The sequence below is a fragment of the Streptomyces sp. NPDC001599 genome, assembly GCF_042893535.1.
Taxonomy (GTDB): Bacteria; Actinomycetota; Actinomycetes; order Streptomycetales; family Streptomycetaceae; genus Streptomyces.
Genome location: NZ_JBIAVA010000007.1, coordinates 370859 through 384418 on the forward strand (window position 1 = coordinate 370859; position 13560 = coordinate 384418).

Below are 13560 nucleotides of genomic sequence, written 5' to 3' on the forward strand. Positions count from 1 at the left end.
TGGGTTACCCCTGGGGTTGGGAGGACAAAGAGGCGAACGGGCCCTGGAGCTCCACTCCGTCCGGCACCTGCCGGGCCACGGCCTCGTCCAGGTCCGCGAGCACCGACACCGTTCGCAGCCGGGGGAAGGCCGTGAGCCAGGCCAGCCCCTCGACGGGGTGCGGAGCCTCGAGCGTCAGGTGCGTGAGGCGCTCGGGGACGACCAGTTCCGTCAGGTCGTCCACCCGGTACGCGCCGCGGACGAATATGTGCTCCCAGCCGCCGAGCGAGCGCAGCACGTGGAGGTCGTCGGTCGTGGTCACCTCGACGGCCCTCTGCCGGGGCAGGTGCGCGAGGATCTCCCTGGCGTACTGTTCCCGGTCGAATCGGTTCCAGGACGTGGCGAGGAACTCCTGGACGTCGGCGCCGGTGTGCTCCCGGAACCGGGACAGGAACTGCAGCGCCGCCTCGCTGCCCACGCTGACCGCCGTGTGCACCACCCTGGCCGCGGTGCTGTCGTCGATGCCGTCCTCCGGCCCGGGCAGCAGCCCCAGCACCAGATCACCACCGGCCCGCGCCACTTCCCGCGCCGCCTCGAAGGTGGTCGGCGGAACATGGGTGGCCAGCCCGTCCTCCACCCGCCCCCGCACCGTCGGCGCGACCTCGGCCGCGTACCGCAGCCCGGCCGCCGCCAGCAGGGTCCCGCGCGGGGTTCCCAGCTCCGTGAGCCGGCGCAGCATCTGCTCCGCCTCCTTCGGCCGGGCATGGGCGAGGGCGAGCAGGATCACGTCGTCCCACTCGTCCAGGTGGGCGTGGTTGACCAGCAGGTCGAAGTCCATCTCCTGCACGGCGAGCCGGGCCCCCAGATAGTCCTGGAAGGTGCGGTGCAGGAAGTCCACCCGGCCCTCGGCGGGCTCGCGCAGCAGCCCGGAGCGCAGCAGCAGCGCGCGGTAGACCTCCTCCCCACCGGCGTCGGCCAGGTTCAGCGCGGGCAGCGCCCGGTCCACGATGCCGAGCGCCTCGTCCCGGTCCATCTCCTGCCGGCTGTTGCGGATCAGCCACCACGCCAGCTTCTGCAGCAGCTGCACCTGCGTGGCGTACGCGAGGCGCACGCCGTCGGAGCCGTGCAGTTCCCTTTCCCGGTCCCGGCGTTCCAGGAGCATGGTCAGGGCGGCCTCGTAGAGCGACCTGCGGTCCTGGGGCAGGAAACCCCGCCGGTCGCGGTGCAGGGCGCACAGCATGCCGCACATGAGCGGATTGGTGGCGAGCCCGTTCAGCTCCGAGGTGCTGCGCACGGAGGCCAGCAGGGACTCGCCGACGGACTCGGTCACCTCGGCCGCCCGGTGCCAGCGCCGTACGAAGGTGGCGACGCCGTCACGGCCCATCGGGGCGAGGACGAGTTCGCTGAAGCCCTCGGCGGCCAGCCAGTCCTCCGGTACGGCCGAGGGCCGCGAGGTGACCAGCCACAGGTTCCCGGGGAAGGCCCGCACCAGCTCGCGCAGCCAGCGCCGGGCGGCGGCACGGCGGTCCCCGGCGATCTCGTCGATGCCGTCGACCAGCAGTACCCCGCGCCGGGCCCGCAGGACGCGCTCCACCCACCCAGGCGGCTGCTCCCCGGCGACGGGGCAGCCGACCGCGCGCAGGAAGTCGCCGGGAACGGGCAGCTCGGCACCCGGCCGTACGATCCGGCGCATCGGCAGCACGAACGGCACCCGCCCGATGAGGTGGGTCAGCCCGTGGTCGTAGACCCGGCCGGCCGCCGTGACCGCGAGCCATTGCACGAGCGTCGTCTTGCCGGACCCGGCGACGCCGCGCAGGAACACCTGGTCGTGACCGGCGAGCACCTGCTCGGCGGCCACGACCGCGGACTCCGGGTCCCGGCGCCCGTTCCGCCCCGCCCGCGGCCGGGTCGCCTCCAGGCTCAGGTACGCCGTGTCCAGCGGCCACTCCCGGGTCCCGGCGTCCAGCCCGTAGATGGTGAGCGTGCCGTACCGGGCGGCGACGTGGTCCGCGTAGCGCTCCTCGAACCCGGCGTCCTCGGCCGACTGGGACGGCAGCCGTTCCAGCAGGACGTCGACGGCCTGGACCAGCCGGGCCAGCTGCTGCGTCTGGACGGTCTGCCGGCGGGCGACGTAGGTGGAGCGCTGGGTGAGGAAGTTCAGGATGTGCAGCGAGGCGGTGTGCAGCAGCCGCTCGTACAGCAGGGTGCCGCCCTCGCCGAGCCCGTACGGGGCCAGGGACACGCCGGCGCCCAGCTCGCGGGCGAAGCGCTCGGGGCCGAGGCCGACGGCCTCGTAGTCCTCGACGGTGATCTCGCCGAGCCGGGAGAGCGTGCGGGCCAGGGCGTCCTTGACGGCCGCCGCCTCCGCGGCGTCCACGGGCTCCTCGCCGGGTCCGGCCGAGGTCAGCGCCCTGCGGACCAGCTCCGAGGCGATCTTGTCGACGTCCTTGGGGGTGACGTTCCGCTTCTCGCCCCGGAAGGACACCAGCGCCGATATCCGCACCGGCCGGTCCACGAGCCCCGCTCCCGGCCCGTCCCGGACGAAGAGCCGGCGGACGAGCGGTGCGACCGCGCTGGAGGCGACACGGGCCCCGAGTGCTGTGACGTCGACCATGCTCCGAGCCTAGGTGAACCCCCTTGTGCGGGGGGCGGGTTAGCCGGGACGGGAGTAGCCCCCGTCACAATCACCGGCTCTTCGATCATGGCCGCCGGTGATGTGCCGCACAGGCCGATTGCCGTGTACTACGGGGAATAGTGGCCGCCACAAGAACTACGAAAACGGACATACCGGAGCACCCGGCAGGGGGCTTTCCGGGGCTCTGAGCTGGTTTTGTCCAAAATGGCCGCTCTGGTGGGAGTGGTGAAGTTTCAGCCTGAAGTACTAAATAGGGTCGTAGGTCACACCTTTGTGCGGTTCGGGGTCGCCGGGTTACCAAGGTTGAGCCCGCCCGGTGAGCGCCTTGTGCGTCCCGCCGGTGGGCATTCCTCTGCACCCGTCCCCATGAGGTTCGAATGTTTCCGCGTGTCACGTCCCGTTCTTCCCGTACGACCATCCGCACCCGCGCCGCGGTGATGGCCGCAGGCCTCGGAGCCTCGGTCGCACTGGGAGCCGGGGTCGCGGCCGCCACCGGCACCACGGCGGCCTCCAGCACCACCGCCGCCGCGAGCGCCGTAGAGGCCCAGGCCGCGGCGCAGGCCAAGGCGGCGAAGGCCGAGAAGGCCGCCGCGAGCGCCAAGAAGAGCACCACCGCCAAGAAGACGGCCACCAAGAAGAAGGCCGCCTCCTGGGTCGACCCGGTCAAGAAGTACGAGCTGAGCGCCAGCTTCGCCCAGAACGGCGGCATGTGGGCGCACAAGCACAGCGGTCAGGACTTCGCCGTGCCGATCGGCACCAACGTCGTCGCCGCCCACGGCGGCACCGTGGTCAAGGCCGGCGGCAACGGCGCCGGCGACGGCCCCGCCTACGGCAACGCCATCGTCATCAAGCACGGCAACGGCACGTACTCCCAGTACGCGCACCTGTCCAAGATCAACGTGAAGATCGGCCAGATCGTGAAGACGGGCCAGTCGATCGCCAAGTCCGGCAACACCGGCAACTCCAGCGGTCCGCACCTGCACTTCGAGATCCGCACCACCCCGAACTACGGCTCGGCCGTGGACCCGGTCGCCTTCCTGCGCGGCAAGGGCGTGACCGTCTGACGGACGGGGCCAGGGGGTGCCGTGACGGCACCCCTACGCGCCCTCGGCTCCCCGGTGGGCCTGGGTCACCAGATCGATGGCGACCTCGAGAACGGCAGCACGCTGTTCCTCGGGGTCGCCTTCGAGGTCCCGGAGCACGAACATCCCGGCGTGCAGCGTGAACAGCGCGGTGATGCAGCGGACCTGGTCGACCAGGTCCGCCTCGGGGTCCATGAGGATGTCGCGCAGGCCGAACATCCGATGCTTGAACAGCTCGCCGATCCGCAGGTCACGCACGGTGGCCTGGTTCTCCTGCATGAAGCGGAACAGCGGCGCCGCGCCGGCCAGCGCCTCGCTGTAGCGCCGGATGATCTCCTGCTTCGTCTCCAGGGTGTGCGGCTGCTCCCGCCCCCACTCGATCAGGTCCTCCAGCGGCCGGGAGAGGTCCTCGAAGATGCTGACGAGGATCTCTTCCTTGGTCTTGAAGTGGTAGTAGAGCGCGGCCTTGGTGACGTCCAGGCGCTCGGCGATCTCGCGCAGAGAGGTCTTCTCGTACCCCTGCTCCGCGAAGAGCCCGAGCGCCACGTCCTGGATGCGCTGGCGGGTGTCCCCGCGGCGTCGCTGCTGCTTGGTGCCGTTCATTGTGCCGCCCATCCTCCTACGCACCTCCTGCCCCGCGCACTTTCCGAAAAACTTACTTGACGCCCGGCTAGTTACGCGCCTACCTTTCCCAGTGTAGACAACTTGCCGGGCGGCAAGTAAGTGGGAAGCGGCACAGCGGTAGCTGGGGGAGTAGGAGAGATGGCCGAGAAAACGGAGGCGGCGGCCGGGGCCGACGCCGGAAAGCAGCCGAGGAGCGTGCGGGTCGTCCTGCTCGCCCTCATGATCGCGATGATGCTCGCGATGCTCGACAACATGATCATCGGCACCGCGATGCCGACGATCGTGGGCGAACTGGGCGGCCTGGAGCACCTGTCCTGGGTCGTCACCGCCTACACCCTGGCCACCGCGGCCTCCACGCCGTTGTGGGGCAAGCTCGGCGACATGTACGGGCGCAAGGGCTCGTTCATGACGTCGATCGTGATCTTCCTGGTCGGCTCGGCGCTCAGCGGCATGGCCCAGGACATGGGCCAGCTCATCGGCTTCCGGGCGATCCAGGGCCTGGGCGCCGGCGGTCTGATGGTCGGCGTCATGGCCATCATCGGCGACCTGATACCGCCCAGGGAGCGCGGCAAGTACCAGGGCATGATCGCCGGTGTCATGGCGCTTTCGATGATCGGCGGACCGCTGGTCGGCGGCACCATCACCGACCACTGGGGCTGGCGCTGGTCCTTCTACATCAACATTCCGCTCGGCGTGATCGCGCTGATCGCCATCAGCGCCGTACTGCACCTGCCGAAGAAGCGCAGCGAGGCCCGGATCGACTACCTGGGCGCCGCACTGCTGACCATCGGCATCACCGCCATCGTGCTCGTCACCACCTGGGGCGGCACCGAGTACGCCTGGACCTCCGCGCGGATCATGGAGCTGATCGGTATCGGCGTCGCCGCCCTGGTCGGGTTCGTGTTCTGGCAGACCAGGGCCGCCGAGCCGATCCTGCCGCTGCACATCTTCCGCAGCCGCAACTTCACGCTGATGTCCGTCATCGGCTTCATCGTCGGCTTCGTGATGTTCGGCGCCACCCTCTTCCTGCCGCTGTACCAGCAGTCGGTGCAGGGCGCGTCCGCCACCAACTCCGGGCTGCTGCTCCTGCCCATGCTGGGCGCGATGCTCGTCACGTCGATGGTCGCCGGTCGCGTCACCACCAGCACCGGCCGCTACAAGATCTTCCCGGTGGCGGGCGGCGCGCTGATGACGGTCGGCCTGTACCTGCTGTCGACCATGGACACCGACACCACCCGCTTCACCTCCGGCCTGTACATGGCCGTCGTCGGTCTCGGCATGGGCTGCCTGATGCAGATCACCATGCTGGTGGCGCAGAACAGCGTGGAGATGAAGGACATGGGCGTCGCGTCCTCCTCCACCACCCTCTTCCGCACCCTCGGCTCGTCCTTCGGAGTGGCGATCATGGGCGCGCTGTTCAACAACCGCGTCCAGGACGTCATGGCCGAGCGGGCCGCGGGCTCGGGCGCCAAGGCGACGGAGCAGTCGGCGACGCTGACGGCGGACGCGCTGAACGCGCTGCCGGCGGCGATCCGCGACGCCTACCAGCACGCGGTGTCCGCCGGCACCCACACCGCGTTCCTGCTGGGCTCCGCGGTGGCCGTCCTCGCGCTGGTCGCGTCGGTCTTCGTGAAGGAGGTCCCGCTCAAGGGCGCGGGCCCGAAGGCGGCCGACGCCCCGGCCGACGGTGACGGCGACCCGGCCGCGGCGAAGACACCGGTGACCGAGACCGTGTGACCTCGCGGCGGACCACCGCCTTCCTCCTGACCAGGCCCCCGGATGGTTCCGACCACCCGGGGGCCTCGTCGTGGCGGCGGGGCCGTGGCCCGGCCGAGCCCCGGTGCGACGAGGACGTCATGCAGAGGGCGTCATGGAGAGGACGTCATGGACGAGGACGTCATCCCCAAGCTCCGCGTCGCCGAGGCCGCGGCGGCGGTCGCCCGGTACCGGCGACTGGGCCGTTGACCGGGAAGCCGACCTCTGCCTGGATCCGTACACCCCATGGCGCGTCAGGCTACGGCCGTGCGGGGCGCACCATGAACACGTCCACCGGATCCTCGCTCTCCACGGCGAACCCGTGCCGTTCGTACAGCCGCCGGGCCGGACTGCCCCGCAGCACGTTCAGCCGGACCACCGTGCCCTCGCGGTCGCACCGCTCCAGCAGCCCGCGCAGCACGGCCGTACCGATGCCGCCGCCCTGCACCCGCGGGTCCAGGTAGAAGTGCTCCAGCCAGTGGGCGTCCCCGGCCGGCCGCAGTGCCACGCACCCGGCGAACGCGCCGCCCACCTCGATCACCCGGGTGTGCGCCGGGACGAACCCGTCCCGCAGCCGCTGCCGCACCCGCCGCGCGTCGTACCGCCCGAGCCGCTCCAGGTCCGCCCGCAGCACCAGGGCGCGCAACTCGGCCACCGCCTCGACGTCCCCCGCCGAGGCCGGTCGCACTCCCCAGTCCGCCATGATCGTCAGACTAATGTGTCGGCCCCTGGGCGAGCAGTCGCTCCACCAGCAGCAGGGCGCCGACCAGGATCATCGCCGCGCCCGAGCAGCGGGACACCGCCGTGGCGACGGCCGGGCGGGCGCCCAGGATCCGGCGTGCCGTGGCGCCGACGCCCGTGTAGACCACGGCGCAGTTGGCCGTGTGCACCAGGCCGAGCGCGACGATCTGCGCGGCGAAGGGCCAGTCCGCGTCCCGGGCGGCGAACTGCGGCAGCAGGGCGAGGAACAGCAGCAGCGCCTTGGGGTTGAGGCCGCTGATGCCCGCCCCCCTGGCCGCACGGCCCACCCAGGAGGCGGAGCCGCCTCCGTCGCCGCCCTCCTCGGCCCGGGGCGCCGCGGGGCGGGCCAGGGTCGTGGCGCCGAGCCAGATCAGATAGGCCGCGCCGGCGGCCGTCAGCGCGGTCAGCACCGTCGGCGAACCGGCGACCGCGGTCGCCAGGCCCGCGGCGACCACGGCGGTCAGCAGCACGTACCCGCCCAGCATGCCGCCGACCGCGGGCAGCACCGACCGGTGGCGCAGCCCCGCCGTGATCGCGTAGGCCCAGTCCGCTCCCGGCACGAGCACCAGCAGGAAGGACACCGACCAGAAGGCCCCGATGCCGGCCATCTCCACCGTCTCCACCTCACACTTCTTCCGGACACTTCTTCCGGCTCTCCCGAGGAAGATTAGGAAAGATTGTCCGAAAGGTGCTTTCAACTTTTCCCTCGTCGTGCCCCGCCCGTGGAAAGATCTGCTCCATGGACGACGTGGACCGGCAGATTCTTGCGGAGTTGCAGAAGGACGGCCGGCTGACCCTGACCGAACTCGCCGAGCGGGTCCGCCTCAGCGTCTCCCCCTGCCACCGGCGCCTGCGTGCGCTGGAGCGCTCCGGGGCGATCACCGGCTACCACGCCGCACTGAACGCCCCCGCGCTCGGCCTGGGCTTCGAGGCGCTGGTCTTCGTCACCATGCGGTACGAGGACCGCCAGACCGTGGCCGCCTTCGAAGCGGCCGTGGCCGAGAACCCCCACGTCCTCCAGGCCCAGCGGCTGTTCGGCGACCCCGACTACCTCCTGCGCGTCGTCACCCGCGACCTGGAGGCGTACCGACGGCTCTACGACGAACGCCTCGCCTCCCTCCCCGGCGTCCAGCGCCTCAGCTCCACCCTCGTCATGGCCAACCTGGTCGAGGCCCGCCCGCTGCCCCTGTGACCTCCGGCGTCGGTTCGCTGTCGGTGCCCCGTGCCACCATCGGCACATGGACAAGCTGCGGCAGTTGCGGCTGGCGAAGGACGCCATGGACCGCGACTGGGCCGACCCGGCGCTCGACCTGGGCGCGGTGGCCGCGCACGCCGGGTACTCCCGGTACCACTTCCTACGGGCTTTCAAGGAGACGTACGGCGAGACCCCCGGCCAGTACCTCACCCGCCGCCGCATCGAGCGCGCCGAGGACATGCTGCGCACCGCCGACCTGTCCGTCACCGAGATCTGCCACCTGGTCGGCTTCAGCAGCCTGGGCACCTTCTCCACCCGGTTCAAGGCCCGCACCGGCCTGACCCCGAGCGAGTACCGGACCAAGCACGTGGGCCGGGGCACCGCCCTCATCCCGGGCTGTTACGTCATGCACTGGGCGGGCGGGGTGCGCCGCAATTCCGGAGAAGCGGACTGACGCCGCCGCTGCCTACCGTGGCAGAGCGGGCCGCAAGGGCCGCGGAAAGAGCGGAAACGCGGACGACGGGAGTACGTCATGATCAAGGGCCTCGCCATCTCGACCGTCTGGGTCCTCGACCAGGACCGGGCCAAGGAGTTCTACACGCGGAAGCTGGGCCTGGAGGTCCGCACCGACATGACCATGGGCGAGGGCGGCATGCGCTGGCTCACCGTCGGCTCCCCGGGCCAGCCCGATGTCGAGTTGACGCTGATGCTGCCGAGCGGCCCCGCGATGGACCCCGAGTCCGCCGAGATGATCAAGAAGCTGGTGTCCAAGGGCGCCCTCGGCGCCGGCGTCCTGACCACCGACGACATCCACGGCGACTACAAGAAGCTCAAGGACCGCGGCGTCGAGTTCCTCCAGGAGCCCCAGGAACGCCCGTACGGCACGGAGGCCCTGTTCCGCGACGACTCGGGCAACTGGTTCTCCTTCACGCAGCCCCGCGAGGGCGGCCTCGACATGGACCAGGACTTCGCCTGCTAGGGACGGGCCCCGGGAGTAAAACCACTCGACCGGTACGACCCGCGCCGGAATCATGGGCACCGACCCCACGAAGGAGGATGGTGTGGAGCCGGCTGAACTCCGCCGCGCAGTCGAGGCCGGACGGACGGCCGCTTCGGACCAGGGGCTCCGGGCCGACGACGTGGTCGTCGTCCACAACTCGGACCGCGTCGTCCTGCGCCTGCTGCCCTGCGACGTTCTCGCCCGGGTCGCGCCCTCGGGGCATCTGACCGACTCCGCCTTCGAAGTGGAGGTCGCCCACCGGCTCGCCGACGCCGACGCTCCAGTGGGCGCGCTCCACCCGCGGACCGACCCCAAGGTCCAGGTGCGGGACACCTTCGCCGTCTCGCTCTGGACCTACTACGCCCCCGTGGGGCGGGACATCGCGCCGGCCGACTACGCGGACGCGCTCATGCGGCACCACGCCGCCCTGCGCCGGATCGACGTGGACGCACCGCACTTCACCGGTCGAGTGGCCGTGGCACTGGCAGGCGTGGACGACCCGGAGCGGTCACCGGAGCTGTCCGACTCCGACCGGGGATTCCTCCGCGACACACTCGGCGGCCTGAGTGCCGAGATCGGCGCCGACCGAGCAGGCGACCAACTGCTGCACGGCGAGCCGCACCCGGGAAACCTCCTGAACACACGCCAAGGCCCGCTCTTCGTCGACCTCGCCACGTGCTGCCGCGGGCCGGTCGAGTTCGACCTCGCCCATGGGCCCGAGGAAGTGGCGGAGCACTACGCGGGCGCCGATCACACGCTGACACTCCGGTGCCGCGCGCTGAACTGGGCGCTGTTCTCCGCCTGGCGCTGGCGCCGGGACGACCAGATGCCCGACCGGGACCACTGGCGGGCGGAAGGGCTCGACCGGGTCCGAGCCGCACTCGACCGAATCTGAGACCTGAGATCTGGGACCTGGGACCTGAGCGCCGAGCCCGGCGTCACGGCTTCCGGGCAGCCCCCTGGGAGGCCTCCCGGGACATGTCCCGGGCCGACGACGACGCCCCGCCCTTCGACCGGTCCGGCAGCATCGGGTAGCTCCCCGTGTTGGTCGGTGCGTGCTCCGGGAGCCACAGGACGGCGACCGCACCCTCGGCCGGTACGTGCGCGGGGGCGCCGGCCGGGCGTACGTTGCGGAAGGTGAGCCGGGCGCCCAGGACGCGGGCCTGACCGGCCGCGATGGTCAGGCCGAGCCCGTGCCCGCGGCCGGCCCGGTCCGTGCTGCCGGTGCGGAACCGGCTCGGGCCCTCGGCCAGCAGGTCCTCGGGGAAGCCCGGCCCGTGGTCGCGGACCCGGATCACCCGGCCCTCGACGCTGACCTCGACGGGCGAGCGGCCGTGCCGGGCGGCGTTGGCGAGCAGGTTGAACAGCACGCGCTCCAGGCGGCGCGGGTCGGTGGTGACCTCCGACTCGTGGATCACCCGCACCTCGACGCCGGGGTCCTTGGCGGCGACCCGCCGGGACACGAAGTCGCCCAGCATGATGTCCTGCAACTCGGCCCGCTCCGAGGCCCCGTCGAGCCGGGCCACCTCCAGGACGTCCTCGACGAGGGTGCGCATCGCCTTCGCCCGGTCGAGGACCAGCTCGGTCGGCCGGCCCGGCGGCAGCAGCTCGGCGGCCGTGAGCAGACCGGTGACCGGGGTGCGCAGCTCGTGCGCGATGTCCGCGGTGACCCGGCGCTCGGCCTCGATGCGCTGCTGCAAGGCGTCAGCCATCGCGTCCACGGCACGCGCGACGTCGTCCGTCTCGTCCCGCACGACGCCGCCGATGGCGTCCCGCACCCGGACGTCCGCCTCACCACCCGCGACCCGGTTCGCCGCGGCGGCGGCCTCGCGCAGCCGGCGCGACAGCTGACCGCCGATGAGCACGCCCAGCGCGCTGCCGCCGAGGACGACCGCGATGGAACCGATGACCAGGGCCTGGTCCAGGTCGCTGAGGATGTCCGCGCTGCGGTCGGTGAAACCGGAGTGCAGGGACATCACGTGCCCGTCCTTGAGCGGCACGGCCGCCCAGATGTCCGTCACACCGTCCGGCCGCTCGGAGACGTAGGTGGCCCGCCGCCCCGCGTCGATCTTGCGGCGCAGCTCCGGCGGCAGGGCGGGGTCGTCGATCTGGGCGTTGGGGAAGTTCTGCCGCCCGGACAGCTCGTAGTTGCGCTGGGCGATCAGGACCCGGTCGTCGGCGAGGTCGCGGGCGTTGTCGAGCATCGACACCCGGGCGGCGTTGTGCACGACCAGGCTCAGCGCGACCGCCACCAGAGCGCCGACCAGCGCGATGGCCGCGCTCAGCTTCCAGCGCAGCCCGGTGCGGATACCCCGGGCACGCAGCCCGCGCACACCGAAGACCCGCCCACGCCCGTCCGGTCCGGCGTGCTCGCCCGGTCCTGCGTGCTCGCCGGGCCCCGCATGACCGCCCGGCCCCGTGCGGTCGTACGGGTGCCCCGGCGGTGAGACGCTCCGGCGTTGTCGGAAGAACCCCCGCATATCCCTGTATCCCCGCTCAGGCCTTCAACTTGTAGCCGAAGCCGCGGACCGTCTCGATCCGGTCCTGGCCGATCTTGGTCCGCAGCCGCTGCACGTGCACGTCGACGACCCGGGTGTCCCCGCCCCAGCCGTAGTCCCACACCCGTTCCAACAGCTTGTCGCGCGAGAGGACGGTGCCCGGCGCGGAGGAGAACTCCAGCAGCAGCCGCATCTCGGTCGGCGTGAGACCCACCGGCCGCCCGGCCCGGCGCACCTCCATGCCGTCGGTGTCCACCTCCAGGTCGCCGAAGGTGAGCACGCCCCCGTTGCCCGCGGCGTCGGCCGCCTCCGACCGGTCGCTGCCCCCGGCGTGCCCGAAGCGGCGCAGCACCGCCCGGATCCGGGCGACCAGCACGGCCCCGTCGAACGGCTTGGTGACGTAGTCGTCGGCGCCCGCCTCCAGGCCGAGCACCACGTCGATGGAGTCCGCCCGCGCCGACAGCATGATCACCGGCACCGTGGACTCGTCCCGGATCCGGCGGCACAGGCTGACGCCGTCGAGGCCGGGGAGCATGACGTCGAGGAGGGCGATGTCGGGACGGTCGGCCCGGAAGGACTCCAGGCCGGAGAGTCCGTCGGGCATCGCGGTGACCGCGAAGCCGTCCCGCTCGAGGGCGAGCTGGGTGGCCTCGCGGATGACATCGTCGTCCTCGACGAACAGGACGTGGGTCTGATCTGCCATCCCGGTGCTCTCAGTCCTCAGGGTGTGGTCGGGTCGAACGGTCGAACGGGCCGCCGCTACGCGTACCGCGCTCACTGGGTCATCGGTGCGAGCGGCCCGGTCGGTTCACGGCGGTCGGGGCGGCCGACGGTTCAGCTGTCCGGCTCCGGAGCCGGGGTGGGCGCGTTGCCCGCGGCCTTGCTGTAGTCGTTGTGCGTGCGGTACTCCTCGGTGAACCGGTCCGACGCCCAGCGGTAAGTGATCACGTTCTCGCCGGACGGACTCGACACCGGGTCGCCCTTGTCGTACACCTGCTTGGTCACCACCAGGTCGCCGCGGTCGATCTCCGCGTAGACCGGGGGCTCCTCGGCCTTGAACACATTCTGGTACGCGCCGTCCTCCTCGCGGTACACGTAACTGCCCACACCCACCGCGTCACCGCACGTCAGCACGTTGACGACGACGTCGTCCGCCGAGCCGCCCGTCACCTTCCCGTACGACACGTCGACCGGGTACTCGTCGGCGACGCACGGCTTCAGCTCGCGCTTGACCTCCGGGGACACCTTGGGGTCGGCCTTGACGAGCCGCACCGCGTCGACGCGGTCGGGGGCCTTCGAGGGCGAGGGGGACGCCTTCGCCGCGGGCGCGGGGGACGACGAGGCCCCGCCGCCCACCGTGTCCGCGTGGGCCGGCCCCTCGTCCCGGGCGCCGGTGCCCCCGGTCCCGCAGCCGGCCAGGGAAACGCCGAGGGCGACGAACACGGCCACCGCCGTACTCGCCGCCTGCGTGGTTCTCCGGGTCCCCCCGGGTGTCCGACCGTCGGTCAGGCCGCGCAACGCTCCCGCTCCTCACGCTCCAGCGCCCGTGCGTCCAGATCGCGGGCGACCAGCTCCTCGCGGAGCCGGGCGAGCGCCCGGTGCAGCGTGCTCTTGACCGTTCCCGCCGACATGCCGAGGGCGGCGGCGGTCTCCTCCGTTGACATCTGCTCCCAGTGTCGCAGCACGACGACGCTGCGCTGCTTCGGGGCGAGCACCTTCAGGACGTCCATCAGCAGGGCGCGGTCCGCGTGCTGCTCGGTGGCGTCGTCCATGGGGGACTCGGGGAGCTGCTCGGTCGGCACCTCCTCCAGCTTCCGCGCCCGCCACCACTCGGTCCGGGTGTTGATCATCACCCGGCGCAGGTAGGCGTCCGCGAGCCGCTTGTCCTCGATGGTCTCCCAGCGCCCGTACGTCCGCGCCAGCGCGGTCTGCAACAGGTCCTGGGCGTCGACGGGGTCGGGGACCAGGCGCCTGGCGCTGCGCAGCAGCGCGTCCTGCCGGGTGCGGACGTACTCCTCGAACTCGAGCACCTCGCCCATGTCAACCGCCTT

At 71.8% G+C, this 13560-nt stretch carries 14 protein-coding genes; 6 read left to right on the plus strand and 8 right to left on the minus strand.

Going from position 1 to position 13560, the window contains the following annotated elements; all coding sequences use genetic code 11:
• Positions 1–4: 4 nt before the first annotated feature.
• Positions 5–2593: an NACHT domain-containing protein gene (locus ACFYZ3_RS20600; RefSeq protein WP_388519513.1), complete on the minus strand. Its 2589-nt coding sequence runs from the start codon at positions 2591–2593 to the stop codon at positions 5–7.
• A 398-nt stretch (positions 2594–2991) separates the two neighbouring features.
• On the opposite strand from ACFYZ3_RS20600, the gene ACFYZ3_RS20605 reads away from it, so the two are divergent.
• On the plus strand, positions 2992–3678 hold the full coding sequence (locus tag ACFYZ3_RS20605) for a M23 family metallopeptidase (protein WP_109029464.1): 687 nt from the start codon (positions 2992–2994) through the stop codon (positions 3676–3678).
• A gap of 33 nt (positions 3679–3711) precedes the next feature.
• On the opposite strand, the gene ACFYZ3_RS20610 is transcribed toward ACFYZ3_RS20605, so the two are convergent.
• The gene (locus tag ACFYZ3_RS20610; protein WP_388519516.1) at positions 3712–4311 is read right to left on the minus strand and encodes a TetR/AcrR family transcriptional regulator; all 600 of its coding nucleotides are present in this window, start codon (positions 4309–4311) and stop codon (positions 3712–3714) included.
• A gap of 147 nt (positions 4312–4458) precedes the next feature.
• On the opposite strand from ACFYZ3_RS20610, the gene ACFYZ3_RS20615 reads away from it, so the two are divergent.
• A complete protein-coding gene (locus tag ACFYZ3_RS20615; RefSeq protein ID WP_388519522.1) occupies positions 4459–6057 on the plus strand; it encodes an MDR family MFS transporter in 1599 nt (532 codons plus the stop codon).
• Between the two features lie 277 nt (positions 6058–6334).
• Here ACFYZ3_RS20615 and ACFYZ3_RS20620 read toward each other — a convergent pair whose 3' ends face one another.
• Positions 6335–6778 carry a GNAT family N-acetyltransferase gene (locus ACFYZ3_RS20620; protein WP_388519525.1) on the minus strand — a complete coding sequence of 148 codons (444 nt, stop codon included), beginning with the start codon at positions 6776–6778 and terminating at the stop codon, positions 6335–6337.
• 10 nt (positions 6779–6788) lie between these two features.
• Positions 6789–7424 carry a LysE family translocator gene (locus ACFYZ3_RS20625; RefSeq protein ID WP_388519638.1) on the minus strand — a complete coding sequence of 212 codons (636 nt, stop codon included), beginning with the start codon at positions 7422–7424 and terminating at the stop codon, positions 6789–6791.
• A 131-nt stretch (positions 7425–7555) separates the two neighbouring features.
• Here ACFYZ3_RS20625 and ACFYZ3_RS20630 point away from each other — a divergent pair, with 131 nt between their 5' ends.
• The 4 genes from ACFYZ3_RS20630 (at position 7556) to ACFYZ3_RS20645 (ending at position 9906) form a co-directional block, all read left to right on the plus strand.
• Entirely contained in the window at positions 7556–8008 is a 453-nt protein-coding gene (locus ACFYZ3_RS20630; RefSeq protein ID WP_388519528.1) for an Lrp/AsnC family transcriptional regulator, read from the plus strand.
• A gap of 46 nt (positions 8009–8054) precedes the next feature.
• Positions 8055–8465 carry a helix-turn-helix transcriptional regulator gene (locus ACFYZ3_RS20635; RefSeq protein WP_388519531.1) on the plus strand — a complete coding sequence of 137 codons (411 nt, stop codon included), beginning with the start codon at positions 8055–8057 and terminating at the stop codon, positions 8463–8465.
• Between the two features lie 78 nt (positions 8466–8543).
• Positions 8544–8990: a VOC family protein gene (locus ACFYZ3_RS20640; RefSeq protein ID WP_388519534.1), complete on the plus strand. Its 447-nt coding sequence runs from the start codon at positions 8544–8546 to the stop codon at positions 8988–8990.
• Between the two features lie 82 nt (positions 8991–9072).
• Positions 9073–9906, plus strand: coding sequence for a phosphotransferase family protein (locus ACFYZ3_RS20645; RefSeq protein WP_388519537.1), 834 nt, complete (start codon positions 9073–9075; stop codon positions 9904–9906).
• A 43-nt stretch (positions 9907–9949) separates the two neighbouring features.
• Here the strand turns inward: ACFYZ3_RS20645 and cseC are convergent, their stop codons facing one another.
• From cseC to ACFYZ3_RS20665, 4 genes are all read right to left on the minus strand, one after another.
• Entirely contained in the window at positions 9950–11491 is a 1542-nt protein-coding gene (cseC, locus tag ACFYZ3_RS20650) for a two-component system sensor histidine kinase CseC (protein ID WP_388519540.1), read from the minus strand.
• Positions 11492–11507: 16 nt separating this feature from the next.
• Entirely contained in the window at positions 11508–12212 is a 705-nt protein-coding gene (gene cseB / locus ACFYZ3_RS20655) for a two-component system response regulator CseB (protein WP_361012331.1), read from the minus strand.
• A gap of 131 nt (positions 12213–12343) precedes the next feature.
• Positions 12344–13027 carry a hypothetical protein gene (locus ACFYZ3_RS20660; protein ID WP_388519543.1) on the minus strand — a complete coding sequence of 228 codons (684 nt, stop codon included), beginning with the start codon at positions 13025–13027 and terminating at the stop codon, positions 12344–12346.
• Positions 13015–13548, minus strand: coding sequence for a SigE family RNA polymerase sigma factor (locus ACFYZ3_RS20665; protein WP_003975479.1), 534 nt, complete (start codon positions 13546–13548; stop codon positions 13015–13017). Before ACFYZ3_RS20665 ends, ACFYZ3_RS20660 begins: the two co-directional genes overlap by 13 nt.
• Positions 13549–13560 lie beyond the last annotated feature (12 nt).